Here is a 17,200-nt window from a genome sequence, read left to right as displayed (position 1 = left end):
CTACTTTTGTTAAATGAGTATCGATAACGAACAAGGCGGAAAGAGCGGCATATCATCCCGAAAAGCACGATTAAACACCACTGTAAATTCTATGGGTAAATTGCCTCCACAGGCATTGGATTTAGAAGAAGCTGTTTTAGGTGCACTAATGCTAGAAAAAGATGCGCTATCTGCAGTTATTGATATTTTGAAGCCAGAGGTTTTTTATCATGAAGCACATCAAAAGATTTTTGCAGCGATACACATGTTGTTCGAAAAATCCAAGCCTGTAGATATTTTAACTGTAACTTCTGAATTACGCCAAATGGGCACTTTGGAAATTGTAGGTGGCGCTTATTACATTACAAACTTAACAAACCGTGTTGCCTCTGCAGCAAATATTGAATATCATGCCCGAATTATTTCCCAAAAATATATTCAAAGAGAATTAATTAGGATTTCTACTGATATTATTACTAGCGCTTACGAAGATACTACAGATATTTTTGATTTGTTGGACCATGCCGAGAAAGGTTTATTTGATATTGCACAGAACAATTTGCGTAGAGATACACAGAAGATGGACGATATCATTAAACAATCTTTAGCAACGCTTGAAGAACTTCGTACTAAAACAGATGGTTTAACTGGTGTTCCGACGGGCTTTACAGGCTTAGATAGAATTACTGGTGGTTGGCAAAAACAAGATTTGGTAATTATCGCTGCTCGTCCGGCGATGGGTAAAACTGCTTTCGTACTAACTTGTGCAAGAAATGCTACCGTAGATTTTCAGAAGCCTACAGTAGTTTTCTCTCTCGAGATGTCTTCGGTTCAGTTAGTGAATCGTTTGATATCGGGTGAGGCAGAAATTGAACAAGAGAAAATTAGAAAAGGAAACCTGCAAGAATGGGAATGGCAACAGCTGCATAGCAAAATTGGGCGTTTAACCGAGGCCCCATTACTTATAGACGATACACCTGCATTAAATATTTTTGAGTTCAGGGCAAAATGTAGAAGATTAAAATCTCAATACGATATTCAATTGGTCATTGTCGATTACCTTCAATTGATGCATGGCAAAGGAGAAGGTGGCAAAGGTGGTGGTAACCGTGAGCAAGAAATTGGAAGTATTTCGAGAGCATTGAAATCTGTAGCTAAGGAATTAGACGTACCTGTTTTGGCACTATCGCAGTTAAGTCGTGCGGTGGAAAGCAGACCAGGTTTACAAGGTAAAAGACCTATGTTATCCGATTTACGTGAATCGGGATCAATTGAGCAAGATGCGGATATGGTACTTTTCCTTTATCGCCCAGAATATTATGGTATTACTGAAGATGAACAAGGAAGATCTCAGGCGGGTATTGGTGAGGTAATTATTGCAAAACACCGTAATGGTGAAACTGGAATTGTACCACTTCGATTTATTGGTAAGTTCGTTAAATTTACAGATTTGGAAGAAGATTTTACCGCACCAACTTCATTCACTGCTGATCCATCTGCTGGAATGTATCCATCACAAGATTTTGAGAAACAAAGTAACGTTATTATTCGTCCATCAAAAATGGATGATTATAATGATGATGAACCACCATTTTAGGATTTAGATATCCATTACAACGATTACAAAAAAACAGTACACAAAAAAAGGGAACCAAATTGGTTCCCTTTTTAATATCATAATCGCCGAGGCGAAAATTTCTATTTTACTGCATCAATTACAGCTTTGAAAGCTTCTGGGTGATTCATTGCTAAATCAGCCAATACTTTACGGTTTAAACCGATTTCTTTTGAAGCTAGTTTACCGATTAATTGAGAGTAAGAAATACCATGCTGACGAGCACCTGCATTAATACGTTGGATCCATAATCCGCGGAATTCTCTTTTCTTAACCTTACGGTCACGGTATGCATATTGCAAACCTTTTTCTACTGTGTTTTTTGCAACCGTAAAAACTTTACTTCTTGCGCCCCAATAGCCTTTGGCCATGTTAAGGACTTTTTTCCGTCTTCTTCTCGAAGCTACTGCGTTTACCGAACGTGGCATGTTGTTGTTGTTTTTTGGCAAGCGGCGTTCCGTTTAATACGGAAACTTAAAGCCTGATACCTGGTGAAATTAATAAATTACTTTCCGATGCAAAGCATACGTTTAACGTTACCTAAATCTGCAGCACTTACCATGCTAGCATTTCCAAGCGCACGTTTACGTTTAGTACTCATCTTTGTTAAGATGTGACTTTTGTATGCGTTGTTTCTCTTGATTTTACCGGTTCCAGTAAGCGAAAAACGCTTTTTAGCACTGGAATTGGTTTTCATTTTTGGCATAACCTGTTTTTAAATTTATAAACCTATTTTTATTTTTTTGCTACTTTAGGCGCAACAGTTAGGAACATACGCTTACCTTCTAACTTAGGCAACAACTCTACTTTTCCTACGTCTTCCAAAGCTTGGGCAAACTTTAACAATAAAATTTCTCCCTGTTCTTTGTAAACAATTGCTCTACCCTTAAAATGCACGTAAGCTCTAACTTTCTCACCGCTCTCTAAAAAGCTTACTGCATGTTTTAATTTAAATTGGAAATCGTGGTCGTTGGTATTAGGACCGAAACGAATCTCCTTAATTACAGTTTGTTTAGCGTTTGATTTAATCTCTTTCTGCTTTTTCTTCTGCTCGTAAACAAACTTACTGTAATCAATAATCCTACAAACTGGCGGCACTGCATTTGGAGAAATTTCTACCAAATCCAATTCCAGTTCATCAGCAAGTGCCAAAGCTTTTGCCAAAGGATAAATCCCTGGTTCAACATTATCGCCAGCTAAACGCACTTCGGGCGATTTAATATACTGATTAATGTTATGCTCTGCTTCTTTTTTCTTAAAAGGTGGACGTGGTCCCCTGTTAAATCCTGGTCTTCCTAATGCCAAATGTGTACTATTTAATTTAAACTGTAATTTCTTTTATTAATAAATTGTTGAATTCCTCCAACGTCATTTCGCCTAAATCTCCCTCGCCATGTTTACGAACTGAAACTTTTCCTTCAGCCATCTCTTTATCACCGATAATGAGCATATATGGGATCTTTTTAACTTCAGCATCACGGATTTTACGTCCGATTTTCTCATCCCTAAAGTCAATCAGCCCGCGAATATCGGAATTATTTAGCTCATCTAAAACTTTTTTTGCATATTCTTCATATTTTTCTGAAATAGGAAGAATAATAAATTGCTCTGGACTTAACCATAAAGGGAAATTCCCTGCACAATGCTCAATCAAAACAGCCACAAATCTTTCCAATGAGCCAAATGGCGCACGGTGAATCATTACTGGACGGTGTTTTAAATTATCACTTCCAGTATATTCAAGTTCGAAACGTTCAGGTAAATTATAATCAACTTGGATTGTACCCAGCTGCCATTTTCTACCCAATGCATCTCTAACCATAAAATCTAGCTTCGGCCCATAAAATGCAGCTTCTCCTAATTCTACTACTGTTTTCAATCCTTTTTCTGCAGCAGCTTCTACAATTGCGCTTTCTGCTAGTTTCCAGTTTTCATCAGAACCAATGTATTTCGATTTATTTTCTGGATCGCGTAAAGAGATTTGTGCAGTATAATCATCGAAGCCTAAAGATTTAAATACATAAAGCACTAAATCAATCACTTTTTTAAACTCTTCCTTTACTTGCTCTGGCATACAAAACAAATGCGCATCATCTTGAGTAAACCCACGAACACGAGTTAAACCATGTAATTCGCCACTTTGTTCGTAACGATATACTGTACCAAACTCTGCAAAACGAACCGGAAGATCTTTATAAGAACGTGGTTTGAATTTATACATTTCACAGTGATGTGGGCAATTCATCGGCTTTAAGAAAAACTCTTCTCCCTCTTGTGGCGTTTTTATCGGTTGAAAAGAATCCTTACCATATTTTTCCCAGTGACCAGAAGTTACATACAGATTTTTATTTCCAATATGTGGAGTTACTACTTGTTCGTATCCTGATTTTGATTGTGCCTTAGTTAAAAAGTTAACCAAGCGTTCGCGTAAGGCAGTTCCTTTTGGCAGCCACATGGGTAAGCCTGCACCAACTTTTTCTGAGAACATGAACAATTCCAACTCTTTACCTAGTTTTCTATGGTCACGTTTTTTGGCCTCTTCAATCATTAAAAGATATTCGGTAAGCTCGCTTGCCTTAGGGAAAGTTACGCCATATATACGCGTTAACTGTTTCTTGGTTTCATCTCCACGCCAATATGCTCCTGCAACATTCATTAGTTTTACAGCTTTTACAAAACCAGTGTTCGGAATGTGCGGACCACGGCATAAATCGGTAAACTCACCTTGAGTGTAAAAAGTGATTTTTCCATCTTCCAAACCATCAATTAAATCCAGTTTATACTCATCACCTTTTTCGGTAAAATATTTTATTGCATCAGCTTTGCTTACACTTTCGCGAGTGAAGATTTGTTTCTGCTTAGCCAACTCCACCATTTTTGTTTCAATGGCTTTGAAATCATCAGAAGAAAATTCCTTTTCGCCAAAATCTACATCGTAATAAAACCCTGTTTCAATTGCGGGTCCGATTCCGAACTTTGTGCCTGGATAAAGCGCTTCTAAAGCTTCGGCCATTAAATGTGCTGATGAATGCCAAAAAGTCGATTTTCCGGCAGCATCATTCCAAGTTAACAATTTTACTGATGAATCTGCTTCGATTTGGCGTGTTGAATCCCACACTTCGCCATTAACCTCTGCGGCTAATACGTTACGAGCTAAACCTTCGGAAATTGACAATGCAATTTGATGGGCAGAAGTGCCCTTTTCGTACTGACGAACGGAGCCGTCAGGTAAAGTAATATTAATCATCTACAACTATGATTTGTTCCTAATTCTTTTATTGAAATTTTGGAACGGTTTAAAAAAAAATGTTAGTTCTAAATCACATACAAAGTGATTCTTAATTGCTGCGAAGATAAGAAATTTATTCGAAAGCTTTTGACGGGCATTGGTTTTTACCTACAAATTTATGGTGATAACTAATTGAGATTTTAAAAGTACTTATAGATATTTTACTATTGAGGGGATGCTAACTTTAAAAGTGGCAAATAACCAAAGTTAAATAGACCTGATGGGCGTGGAAAACCCGGAGCCCGATTTTTCATCGGGTGAGGATTTGGAACAACAGCAGGACTATCCTCCGCCAAGAACCACTAAAATTTCTCTACAAAAAAAAGCCTGCTCATTGTGTAAATAAGCAGGCTTTAATGAAATAAATTAAATTAATTTGTACCGAAAGTTCTGATTTGCGTACCGCCACCAGCAGGTCTATTTTGTCTAAAACGTTTCATCATGTTGTCCATTTTAGTTTTATATTCCTCTGCTGTAATTAATTTAGCTTTTTTTGGTGCAGTAACATCCTTTGCACTTACATTTCTATACTCAATGCTTTTCGCTATTGAACTATTTCCTCTACCCTCAATGGCTAAAACCGCACCCTCTGTCCACATATTTGGATTTGGAGAAAAATCGAAACCTAAATCTTTTGTGTACCAGATTTTGGTTTCTTCCACTACATTTTTATCCATATCTAAAATTTTGATCGCTCTTGTAGATTTCACAATCGCTTGGTGACAAGTAAAACCTAGAATTTGCTTGGTTGAATCAGTTTTTACAATTTCAATTTTAGGTGGAGCAACAGGTTTTGCTTTAGCTGTGTCGTTCGGATTTCCGCCACCCATTCTCATCGAACCAATTGGACCTGAAGTAGATAAGGTAAGTTTGCTAGGCATGTAATAGGTTGTATCGTTTAGATCAAAAACTTCGGTAAGGCTTTTATCTGCAAAGACGTAATAATACTCACGATTTCCACCACCGCCGCCAAAACGCATCATCATACGACCCATTCCACCGCCGCCGCCACCTGCACCATTGCTATCTTCAACTTCTTCAACAGGCATGTAACTTGCATTAGTAGCAGTGAAAAGCAATTCGAAATTAGACTTACTTGAAGATGGCATTCTTGCTTTCATTTGATCTGGAATTTGAATTCCACTGGCTGCCGCCATAGCCGCAGGATCGATAGTGTTTTCAAATTGTATTGCTCCTGAAGTTTTCTTTTGTGCATTTGCTACCGATGCGATAGATAAAACTCCTAATAAAGCGAAGGTTATTTTTTTCATTTTTTTATAGTTTGATTTTCAATTGTAATGAAGCAACCATGATTTATTTTAAACTTAATTTTCGGTAAATCATGATGGTTCCATTTAATCAATGTTTTGTTGTTTAGATAGGAAAGGTTAAAAAAGGTTTAACAAAGGTATTGCAGATAAAACGCTAACTGTGTTAAAAAGTGTTAAAGATTAATCCCATATCACCTGAAAGGTATTTTTAAATGGCAAAAGAGTTAAGTGTAATTTATTTTTTACAATTGATTCTCCCCTTTTGGGTCGGGGTTTTAATATTCTGTACTTTCTAGCCAGCCGTTGCACAAAACATCGGCAATATGCATAGTTTTAATTGGAAGATTGTTTTTATCGATATAACCTTGAAGATGTAAAAGACAAGATAAATCAGTTGAGATGATATAATCGGCATTTTGTGCCAAAGCATGATTAACTTTTTGCTCTGCCATGGCTGATGAAATGGCATCGAATTTCACAGCGAATGTACCACCGAAACCGCAACACATATCGGTATCTTCCATTTCGAGCATTTCTAAACCATGAACTTTAGATAGCAATTGGCGGGGTTCATCTTTTATTTTGCATTCGCGAAGTGCGCTGCAAGAATCGTGGTAAACTGCCTTGCCCTCCAATTCGGCTCCGAAATAATCCTTTTTGGCTACATTAACCAGAAAATCAGATAGCTCCCAAATATTTGATTGTAAAGTACGGCACTTATTATGAACGATGGTATTGGTAAATAAATCATTAAAACCACCCTTTACCATGCCCACACATGATGCAGAAGGTGCAACCACATAGGTGTTCTCTGAGAAATCGTTTAAGAATTTTGTACCTATCTCTTTTGCCTCATCCCAATAACCTGCGTTATAGGCCGGCTGACCGCAACAAGTTTGTTTCGAGTTGTATTCTACCTTACAGCCAGATTTTTCCAATAATCTCAAAGTATTAAAAGCGGTTTCGGGATACAATTGGTCTACAAAACAGGGTACAAATAATTCTACTTTCATAATATTCTTCAGGCTACAAACTTACGATTTTAGCGATTCTTTGAGCTCGATTTTTCTTAAGATTACCAAAAACACTAATCCGACTATAAAAAATGATGCCAAAGCGATGATTGATTGACGCATATTATGAGTAAGTCCCTCTATAAAAGCAAAACTAAATAGGCCGATAACGATGGCTAATTTCTCAGTCGCATCATAAAAACTAAAAAACGATGCAGTATCAGTTGTGTTTTCTGGAATGTGTTTAGAATAAGTAGAACGCGACAGAGATTGTATTCCACCCATAATTAAGCCAACAATTGCGGCTAATGCATAAAATTGAATAGCATTAGTTATAAAGTATCCATAAATACAGCATCCTACCCAAACCAAAACTACAATTATTAAAACGTTAATGTTACCCAATTTTTTGGCTAAAAGAGACATTAGCCAAGCGCCTAAAATTGCAACCAATTGAATAATTAAAATAACTGCAATTAAACTACCCGATTCTAATTTCAAAACCTTTGCACCAAAACTTGCTGCTGCAAGCATAATGGTTTGTACACCCATTGAGTAAAAGAAAAAAGCAGTTAAATAAGTTTTTAAGAACTTCATTTGTTTTAGCTGATTCCAAACTTTTGCAAATTCGCTAAAACTGCTTTTTATAATCCTCTTGCCTATTGAACTTTCTTTCGGTACATCTTTTGGTAATGCCTTAAAAGGAATTTGCGCAAATATAAACCACCAAATACCAACTAATAAAAATGATATTTGAGCGGGTAATGATTTATCGGTGATACCGAAAAGTTCGGGTTTTAGCACAAAAACAAAACAGATTAATTGCAAAATAACGCTGCCGATATAACCGTATGAAAATCCTTGAGCACTTACTCTATCCTGATTAGCGGTTGAGGCAATTATGGGCAGATATGCATTGTTAAACATAACACCGCCAACATAGCCCATTGCGGCTAATACAAAGCAAATAATCCCGACCTCTAAAGTTTCTAATTTTAAGAAAAACAACCCCATACAGGCAAAAGAGCCTATGTAAGTAAACAATTTCATGAAGAATTTTTTTTTGCCTGTAGCATCGGCATAAGAAGATAGTATTGGCAGTAAAACTACCATAATCAAATAAGCAACTGCCAGCGCATAATTAGAAAGAACAGTATTTATAAATGTTTTACCAAAAAAGGTTACTTCATCGCCATGTTCCTTTGTGGTGGTAATGGCAACGTAATAAACTGGAAAAATTGTTGATGTGATAACTAAATTATAGGCAGAGTTTGCCCAATCGAAGAAAGCCCAAGAACGAATGGTTTTCTTATTGTCTTTTTCTATCATGGATAATTTAAAGGAGGTTAACTGTTTGATGCGGTGAATAGGTTAACCGTAAAAATGGAATAACCAATTTAAACAGTTTTATCTTTTTACCCGCTAAAGATAATATTTCTTCCCATCAGTTTTTATTTTGCCAGCATCTAATAATTCACGAATAGCGTCTATCCTTTCATTTTCAACACCATTTTTTATATTGTCTACCAAATCATCTAAACTTAAAGGCTGCTGTTGAAGTAACGAAACAATTTCAAATTCAACTTCGTCGCCCATTTGCTGTTCGTTTTCTTGTCTTTTCTCGGCCAGACAAACATCGCAAACACCACATTTAGTAGCATTATGTTCATCAAAATAGTTTAGTAATTGAATACTGCGACATTTATTTGAGGTTGTGTATGCAACAACAGCATTTATTTGTTTCACTAGAATTTCTTTTCTCAATTCTAAATACTTCACATCCAAATCAAAGTGGTCCATATCAATTCGCGGACGAACATATTGCAATTGCGGTTGGTCGGTTTGTTGGATGTAGGTAAGCATTTCTATCGACTGCAATTTGTTTAGCAAAGCGATAATATCCTTAAATGAGACACCAATTTTCTTTGCCAAATCTGCTTCATTTATTTTAACGAAACCATCAAATGCACCGCCATAAGAGCGAAGAATGGTTTTGATTACGCCATCATAAGCTTTGTTTTCAATTTGGAAACGATATACATCTTCATGTCCGACAATAAACATCAGCCTTGATGGCAGAAAAACACTTTCAGATAAAGTAATGTAACCATCGTGTTCTAAAAATTTCAACGCTGAAATTGTTTTTAAAACACTAATATTAAATCGTTTACAGAAATCAGCTATATCAAAAGTAAAAGTTAAACCCTCTCCTGCTCCAAAAGCCAATTGAAAATAATTTCCTAAATAATGATAGACTTTCCTAATTTCATCGGGCGATGGGAAACTGTTGATGTAACGGGATTCTAGACTTAAAACATCAGATTGATTGGCCAATAAAACTGCGTAACTTCGTTTTTCATCGCGACCAGCTCTCCCAGCTTCCTGGTAATAAGCCTCTAAACTTTCAGGTAAATCTAAATGTACTACAAAACGAACATCGGCTTTATCTATTCCCATCCCAAAGGCATTTGTAGCCACCATGATTCGGGTTTTATTCAGCTTCCAGTCTTCTTGTTTTTGAAAACGAACGTCTCTTTCCAAACCCGCATGGTAAAAATCGGCTTTGATTTGATTGCGATTAATGAAGTTTGAAACCTCTGCAGTTTCTCTCCGATTACGAACGTAAACCAATCCTGTACCTTTAACATTTCGGCAAATGTTAATCAGTTTTTTATACTTATCTTCTTGTCCGAAAACAACATAGCTTAAATTATCTCTAGCAAAACTTTTAACAAAAACCTGAGGGTGTTTCATTTCCAGTTTCTCGATAATATCCTTTCGAACAAATTCAGTTGCTGTAGCAGTCAATGCTAAAACCGGCACATTCGGAAGAATCTCTCTTAGTTTTGAAATTTGCAAGTAAGGCGGACGAAAATCATAACCCCATTGCGAAATACAATGCGCTTCATCCACAGCTATCAGATTTACGTTCATGTAGGAAATTCTTACCCGAACCAAATCAGACAGCAAACGTTCTGGAGAAAGATAAAGGAATTTGATTTTACCATAAATGCAGTTATCTAATAGAATATCGATTTCTCGTTTACCCATTCCAGCGTAAATCGCGATAGCCTCGATACCTTTCGATTTAAGGTTTTCCACTTGGTCTTTCATCAAGGCAATTAGTGGAGAAACCACTATGCAAATGCCCTCTTTAACCAAAGCAGGAAACTGAAAACAGATTGATTTCCCTCCGCCGGTTGGCAAAAGAGCCAAGCTATCTTTTCCCTCTAAAACCGAAGTTATGATATCTTGCTGTAGCGGCCTGAAAGCTTGGTGTCCCCAATATTTTTGTAAAATCTCTATTGCTGTCATAAATCGGCGGTGTCAAAACTATAAAAAAGCTGTTGATATTGCTAAATTGCGCCTCAATTAATCAACATTTAGATGAAACAACTCTATTTTCTATCTGCGCTTTCTCTTTTATTTTTTACTTCAAACGCCCAAGAAAAAAAATGGGACGTAGAAAAATTTCAAGGTACAACCAAAAACTTCACTTTAAATACAGATGAGGGTACTTGGATGAACCTTGATGTAAGTGCCGATGGCCAGGAAATAGTTTTTGATTTGTTGGGTGATATTTACACCATGCCGATTTCGGGTGGCCAGGCGAAGTTGATTAGCGGAGGTATTGCTTACGATGTGCAACCAAGGTTTAGCCCCGATGGAAAATATATTTCTTACACCAGCGATAAAAGTGGTGGCGATAATATTTGGATAATGAACCGCGATGGTTCGGGCAAAAAACAAGTTACTAAAGAAAGTTTCAGGTTGTTGAATAACGCAACCTGGATGCCGAATAGCGATTACATTATCGCCCGTAAGCACTTTACGGCTAGTCGTTCTTTGGGTGCAGGTGAAATGTGGATGTACAGCATAAACGGCGGTGATGGTGTTCAATTAACAAAACGTAAAAACGACCAGCAAGATGCTGGCGAACCTAATGTTTCGCCTGATGGAAAGTATGTTTATTTTAGTGAAGATGTTACTCCGGGGCCAAACTTCGAATACAGTAAAGACCCGAACGGAACAATTTATGCGATTCGTCAGCTGGATTTAACAACTGGAAAATTAACCACATTAATTAATGAACAAGGTGGTGCTTGCCGTCCACAGGTTTCGCCTGATGGAAATTTAATCGCGTTTGTAAAACGTGTTCGTTTAAAATCGACACTTTACGTTCAAAATATTAAAACTGGCGAAGAATGGCCTGTAAACGAAGATTTATCTCACGACCAGCAAGAAACATGGGCAATATTCGGTGTTTACCCAAATTTCGCATGGACACCAGACAGCAAAAGTTTAATCTTTTATGCGAAAGGAAAAATCAGAAAAACAGAAATAGGCACTTTAATTAATTCAACAATTCCGTTTCAGGCAAATACGATACAAACCATTCAACAAGCTTTACATTTTGAACAGCAGGTTTTCAGCAATGATTTCACGGCTAAAATGTTAAGGCAATTAACTACATCTCCTGATGGAAAAACTATTGTTTTTAATGCTGCAGGTTTTCTTTACAAGCAGGAATTGCCAAATGGCAAACCCGAAAGATTAACTAACGGTTTGGATTTTGAATTCGAACCCAATTTTAGCCCTGATGGGAAGTTTTTAATCTACACTACCTGGAGCGATGAACTCCGCGGAGCGATAAAAAGAACCGATTTAAAATCGGGCAAAACCATTACGTTGAGCGATGAAAAAGGATTTTACTATTCTCCTCAATATTCTACCAAAGGCGATAAAATTGTGTTCAGAAAAGGTAGTGGAAACGATGTTTTAGGTTACAACTATGGCCGTGGAACAGGAATTTTTATTATGCCTGCAGCTGGTGGTGCTAAAAGTTTGGTGTTAGATAACGGGATAAAGCCATCTTTCAATAACAATGATACCAGAATTTATTTCCAAAGTTATGCTGATGGGAAAAAGGCCTTAAAAAGTATTGATTTGAACGGTGCAAACGAAAGAACACACTTCACTTCGCAGTATGCCAATCAGTTTGCAGTTAGTCCTGATAATAAATGGTTAGCTTTCAATGAGCTTTTTAATGTTTACATCACTCCGATGATTAACGTTGGAACTGCCCAAGATGCATCGGCTGGGAATAAGGCAATTCCTGTTGCAAAAGTTACAACCGATGGCGGAACTTATATGCAATGGAGTGCAGACAGTAAAAACTTGCATTGGACATTAGGTCCTAAATATTTCACCATTGACGTGAATAATGCTTTTAATTTTGATGGCGCAACACCTAAAACTCAAGCCAACTCAATCGATATTAACCTTAATTTAAAAAGCGATGTGCCAACCGGAATTGTTGCCTTAAAAGGTGCAAGAATTATCTCGATGAAAGGTGATGAAGTAATTGAAAACGGCACCATCTTAACCGATGGAAATAAAATTACCGCTATTGGTAAAGCTGATGCGGTAACAATTCCGGCAAACGCGAAAGTAATTGATGTGAATGGCAAAACGATTATGCCGGGAATTGTTGATGTTCATGCGCATTTACGCACCAGCCCTGATGGAATTTCGCCACAAAGCGATTGGAGTTACATGGCTAATTTGGCCTTCGGCGTTACAACCTCTCACGACCCATCGAGCAATACCGAAATGGTTTTCAGTCAAAGTGAAATGCTTAAGGCGGGCCGAATGGTTGGACCAAGAGTTTATTCTACAGGTTCGATTTTATATGGTGCTGATGGCGATTTTAAAGTTGTAGTTAATAGTTTAGATGATGCGCTTGCAAACTTGAAACGATTGAAAGCGGTTGGTGCATTTTCTGTAAAGTCTTACAATCAACCACGCAGGGAGCAACGCCAGCAAATATTAGAAGCTGCTCGTCAATTAAAAATGGAAGTTGTACCTGAGGGTGGTTCAACATTTTTCCATAACATGAACATGATTACTGATGGTCATACCGGAATTGAGCACAGCATCCCAGTGTTACCGGTTTATAAAGATGTAACCACGCTTTGGAATAATACTTCAGTGGGTTATACCCCTACTTTAATTGTAGCTTACGGCGGTCAGTGGGGCGAAAATTATTGGTACGATAGAACAAATGTGTGGGAAAATGAAAAGTTAATGACTTACACGCCGCGTTCGATTATCGATGCAAGGGCGAGACGCAGAACCACTTCAGAATATAGCGATTACAATCACATTGATATTGCAAAAGCAACCAAACAAATAGCTGACGGCGGTACAAAAGCGAACCTTGGTGCTCATGGACAGATTCAGGGTCTAGGTGCACATTGGGAACTTTGGATGTTTGTTCAGGGAGGGTTTTCTCCATTGCAAGCTATTCGAAATGCAACTGTTAATGGCGCACATTATTTAGGAATGGATAAAGAAATCGGTTCATTAGAAGTTGGAAAATTAGCAGATTTAGTAATTATGGATGCAAATCCTTTAGATGATATTCGTAATTCGGAAAAGATTAAATATGTGATGATTAATGGCCGTTTGTATGACAGCGCAACGATGAATGAAGTTGGAACAAGAGAAAAACTTCGTGGTAAATTGTGGTTTGAAACCGCAAGAGGCAATGGATATATCGTTCCAGATGGGGAATCAGAAACATGGACTTTTACAGTTCCACATTGTGATTAAATAATTTATTCTACCATATAAGAAATGTAAGGTTTCATTTAAGCTCAAAGTCTTATATTTTCTTACATTCCTTATATGGTTAGTTTAATATTCGATATTAAGATGCTGAAATTAATTCAGCATGTCGATAAGCGAAATAATCATAAAACCAACAATCCAAATTCCCTTAGCGTATTAATTGGTTTGGAGTACCAGAACAATTCGAAATTCTCCATTTCGGTTTCAAAATCTGCCTTAACTTCAGCAAAAGTGTAAACCTTTTCTTTTGAAATATGAATTTTCTCCAAAATTGAAACCAACCACTCACCCTCACTTTTATTGGTTTGAACAGTAAAACTTTCTCGTTTATCGTGAAAAGTTAGTGAAGCCATTTCCCATGTATTACCTTTTTTCGATTTCGTAAAAGATTCAGCTGATGGCTTTCCTCCTATCCAAACCACTTTTGCAGTTGGCTTAGTATTGAAATTATCATCATCATTCAAAGCCTTTTCAATAAAATCAGATTGAATTTTGGTTCTCGGGATTTTAAAATCGAACCAATCCTGCAATTCGAAATCAAAACAGATTCCATGCATAAAATTGAATAGAGATTTCTTCAATCCGTAGCTGAATTTATTATGGTCGATACCTGTTTTGTCGATGTAATTGATGTCGTTATTGGCAAAAGTACCGATGCTTTCCGATTCCTTAACCACCCCGAATCTCTCAGGATACATACCTACAGGACTATGAGCAGTCATGGCGAATTGGTGCCAAAAACCTGATTGTAATACACCAGCCTCAAATAACTGACGAACCATTTCTAAACTATCGACTGTTTCCTGAATAGTTTGTGTGGGGTAACCATACATCAAATAAGCATGAACCATAATGCCTACTGAAGTAAAGTTCTTGGTCACTTTTGCTACCTGCTCTACCGTAACGCCTTTATCAATTAGTTTCAATAACCTATCGGATGCTACTTCCAATCCACCTGAAACGGCGATACAGCCCGATGCTTTTAGCAGCAAACATAAATCGGCAGTAAAACTTTTCTCGAAACGAATATTCGTCCACCAGGTTACGGCCAATTTCCTGCGGATGATTTCCAAAGCAACTTCACGCATCAAAGCAGGTGGTGCAGCTTCATCTACAAAATGAAAACCATTCTGACCAGTTTTCTCGTACAAATCTTCAATTCTATCAACAATTTGCCTGGCCTGAACGGGTTCGTAAACCTTAATGTAATCTAAAGAAATATCGCAGAAAGTGCATTTACCCCAATAACAACCATGCGCCATTGTGAGTTTGTTCCAACGTCCGTCGCTCCACATGCGATGCATTGGGTTTACAATTTCAATTACCGAAATGTATTTATCCAAGAGTAAACCATCATAATCAGGAGTTCCGACATCTGCTTGTTTATAATCTTTTCTAAATGAATCGTTCTTGTAAACAACTTCTCCATTTTCCAAAAGAAAAGTTCTTTTATACATCTGCATTTCCTTTGGTAAAGCTCCGCTGATGTTTTGAATGAGCAAATCAATTGGCAATTCTCCGTCATCCAAAGTGATGAAATCAAAAAATTCGAAAACACGTTTATCGGATAATGAGCGTAACTCGGTATTTGGGAAACCGCCACCCATAGAAATTTTTATTTCAGGATGATTGGCTTTTACCCATTGCGCACAACGAAAAGCGCTGTATAAATTCCCAGGGAAAGGAACGGAAATCAAAAACAGTTTGGGTTGAATCGTTTCGATTTTTTCTTTTAAAACAGAAATTAAGATTTTATCAATGTACGTTGGTTCCTGGTTTAAAGCATTATAAAGCTCATCAAAAGAATTTGCGCTTCTACCTAAACGTTCGGCATATCGGCTAAAACCGAAATTTTCGTCTATGCATTCTACAATGTAATCTGAAATATCTTCCAGGTAAAGCGTTGCCAAATGTTTCGCTTTATCCTGCGTTCCCATTGCGCCGAAAGCCCAATCTAATTCTTCTAGCTGTGCAAAGCGAGATGCCTGCGGAAGAAAGTCATCACCGCAAATTTGAAGTGCTAATGTTGGGTTTTTCCCTTGCAAGAAAGCAATTACAGCATCAATCGTTTTGAGGTATTCATCTTTTAAAGCCAAAATTCGCTTAGCATTATCGCTTTTAGGTTTTTGATTATCAACTTTAAATAAGTTATTTAAACCTTTTTTAGAGAACAATTCCAAAATCACTTCAATACCCAAATCAGCTTGTGCGGAGGAGATATTTTTAGTGTTCAGGAAACCTTTTATATACGCTGTAGCCGGATACGGAGTATTCAGTTGGGTAAATGGCGGCGTAATGGCGAAGATTTCGGTTTTCAAAAGGAATTTATTTTCTGCAAAAGTAAGGGAATTTTAAGACTTATGGATTTAATATAAATCATAATTCCGTGGTCTGTGTCATCACAGACCATTCGACAAATTTTATTTCTGTCTATGAGAACATAGACCGAGGATTAATAATCTGTAACCGATTAGCAGTGCTTAACCTTAAATCACCATTTGGTTCAGTAGTGAAGTATTTGCAGCAGTGTTCTATGGCATGAGATTCTTCGTACCTCAGAATGACAATGCCCGCTAAACTAAAACGCTAATCAAAACGTTCTAAACATACATCAACACCGTTTTTACTTAATGAAAGCTTTCTATTCCCTTTTTTTGATGCTCTTGGCGCAAATCAGCTTTGCTCAAAAAACGTTTTTATTTCCAAAAATAAAATCACAAGGAACTTCAATTGAGCAGCTTACACCCAATAATTGGACAGTAATTGAAACTGCAAACGGCGATTTAAATAGTGACGGCACTGATGACTTAGCCGTGATTTTTGAATCAAATAAAATCACAGACGAGACCAGAACCTACGGAGATAACAATAGCGAAATTATAAAGGAAACACAGAAACCACGAATTTTAGCTTTATTTTTTAAAGATAAATTATCAGGAGCTTATCACCTATCTACACAAAACAACGATTTTATTTTACGTTCTCAAGAGGGCGGAAAACTCGGCGATCCGCTTAACCAAATCGGGATTAAAGACCAACAATTGTATTTACGCTTTCAAGGAGGCGCAGAATGGCGTTGGGAAATGGGTTATACTTTTAAATTTGAAAACAGAGATTGGTTTTTAACCAGTGCGATAAACCTATATTTCAACCAAAACACAGGCGACATGACGGAGAGGGTTTACGATTTCAAAACCCGCGAGTTATTTACCACAGTTGGTAATTTACACAGAAGAGATGTGGCCAACAGAAAAACCAGTGAAGTGTTGTACTTTTCTCAATTGAGGACTTTTAAAACCTTTAAGAAACCTTGGGCATGGGAAATTATGCCAAATGTTTATTTGTAATTTTTTACCAAAATTGGTTTTTCATTGCAGCTTTTTAAAGTATAATTGTATAT

12 protein-coding genes are annotated in these 17,200 nt (G+C 37.2%); 3 read left to right on the top strand and 9 right to left on the bottom strand.

Annotated elements, in window-relative coordinates:
- The first annotated feature begins 13 nt into the window (after nt 1–13).
- The gene (gene dnaB, locus EZ449_RS03885) at nt 14–1,576 is read left to right on the top strand and encodes a replicative DNA helicase (RefSeq protein ID WP_131556642.1); all 1,563 of its coding nucleotides are present in this window, start codon (nt 14–16) and stop codon (nt 1,574–1,576) included.
- Nucleotides 1,577–1,677: 101 nt separating this feature from the next.
- On the opposite strand, the gene rplT is transcribed toward dnaB, so the two are convergent.
- From rplT to EZ449_RS03845, 8 genes are all read right to left on the bottom strand, one after another.
- Nucleotides 1,678–2,022: a 50S ribosomal protein L20 gene (gene rplT / locus EZ449_RS03880; protein ID WP_029285460.1), complete on the bottom strand. Its 345-nt coding sequence runs from the start codon at nt 2,020–2,022 to the stop codon at nt 1,678–1,680.
- Nucleotides 2,023–2,099: 77 nt separating this feature from the next.
- A complete protein-coding gene (gene rpmI, locus EZ449_RS03875; protein ID WP_131556641.1) occupies nt 2,100–2,300 on the bottom strand; it encodes a 50S ribosomal protein L35 in 201 nt (66 codons plus the stop codon).
- A 29-nt stretch (nt 2,301–2,329) separates the two neighbouring features.
- Entirely contained in the window at nt 2,330–2,899 is a 570-nt protein-coding gene (infC, locus tag EZ449_RS03870; protein ID WP_123206119.1) for a translation initiation factor IF-3, read from the bottom strand.
- A gap of 16 nt (nt 2,900–2,915) precedes the next feature.
- Complete coding sequence (thrS, locus tag EZ449_RS03865; RefSeq protein WP_131556640.1) at nt 2,916–4,841, bottom strand: threonine--tRNA ligase; 1,926 nt, start codon at nt 4,839–4,841, stop codon at nt 2,916–2,918.
- A 413-nt stretch (nt 4,842–5,254) separates the two neighbouring features.
- The gene (locus tag EZ449_RS03860) at nt 5,255–6,154 is read right to left on the bottom strand and encodes a hypothetical protein (RefSeq protein WP_131556639.1); all 900 of its coding nucleotides are present in this window, start codon (nt 6,152–6,154) and stop codon (nt 5,255–5,257) included.
- A 275-nt stretch (nt 6,155–6,429) separates the two neighbouring features.
- Nucleotides 6,430–7,167, bottom strand: coding sequence for a (Fe-S)-binding protein (locus EZ449_RS03855; RefSeq protein WP_131556638.1), 738 nt, complete (start codon nt 7,165–7,167; stop codon nt 6,430–6,432).
- 21 nt (nt 7,168–7,188) lie between these two features.
- A complete protein-coding gene (locus tag EZ449_RS03850) occupies nt 7,189–8,496 on the bottom strand; it encodes an MFS transporter (RefSeq protein ID WP_131556637.1) in 1,308 nt (435 codons plus the stop codon).
- Nucleotides 8,497–8,589: 93 nt separating this feature from the next.
- Entirely contained in the window at nt 8,590–10,482 is a 1,893-nt protein-coding gene (locus tag EZ449_RS03845; RefSeq protein WP_131556636.1) for a RecQ family ATP-dependent DNA helicase, read from the bottom strand.
- A 72-nt stretch (nt 10,483–10,554) separates the two neighbouring features.
- Here EZ449_RS03845 and EZ449_RS03840 point away from each other — a divergent pair, with 72 nt between their 5' ends.
- Complete coding sequence (locus tag EZ449_RS03840; RefSeq protein WP_131556635.1) at nt 10,555–13,782, top strand: amidohydrolase family protein; 3,228 nt, start codon at nt 10,555–10,557, stop codon at nt 13,780–13,782.
- Nucleotides 13,783–13,922: 140 nt separating this feature from the next.
- On the opposite strand, the gene EZ449_RS03835 is transcribed toward EZ449_RS03840, so the two are convergent.
- Nucleotides 13,923–16,118: a B12-binding domain-containing radical SAM protein gene (locus tag EZ449_RS03835; protein WP_131556634.1), complete on the bottom strand. Its 2,196-nt coding sequence runs from the start codon at nt 16,116–16,118 to the stop codon at nt 13,923–13,925.
- Nucleotides 16,119–16,430: 312 nt separating this feature from the next.
- Here EZ449_RS03835 and EZ449_RS03830 point away from each other — a divergent pair, with 312 nt between their 5' ends.
- On the top strand, nt 16,431–17,147 hold the full coding sequence (locus tag EZ449_RS03830; RefSeq protein ID WP_131556633.1) for a hypothetical protein: 717 nt from the start codon (nt 16,431–16,433) through the stop codon (nt 17,145–17,147).
- Nucleotides 17,148–17,200: the final 53 nt, after the last annotated feature.

The sequence above is a fragment of the Pedobacter frigidisoli genome, assembly GCF_004331675.1.
Taxonomy (GTDB): domain Bacteria; phylum Bacteroidota; class Bacteroidia; order Sphingobacteriales; family Sphingobacteriaceae; genus Pedobacter; species Pedobacter frigidisoli.
This window is presented reverse-complemented; position numbering and strand designations above follow the sequence as displayed.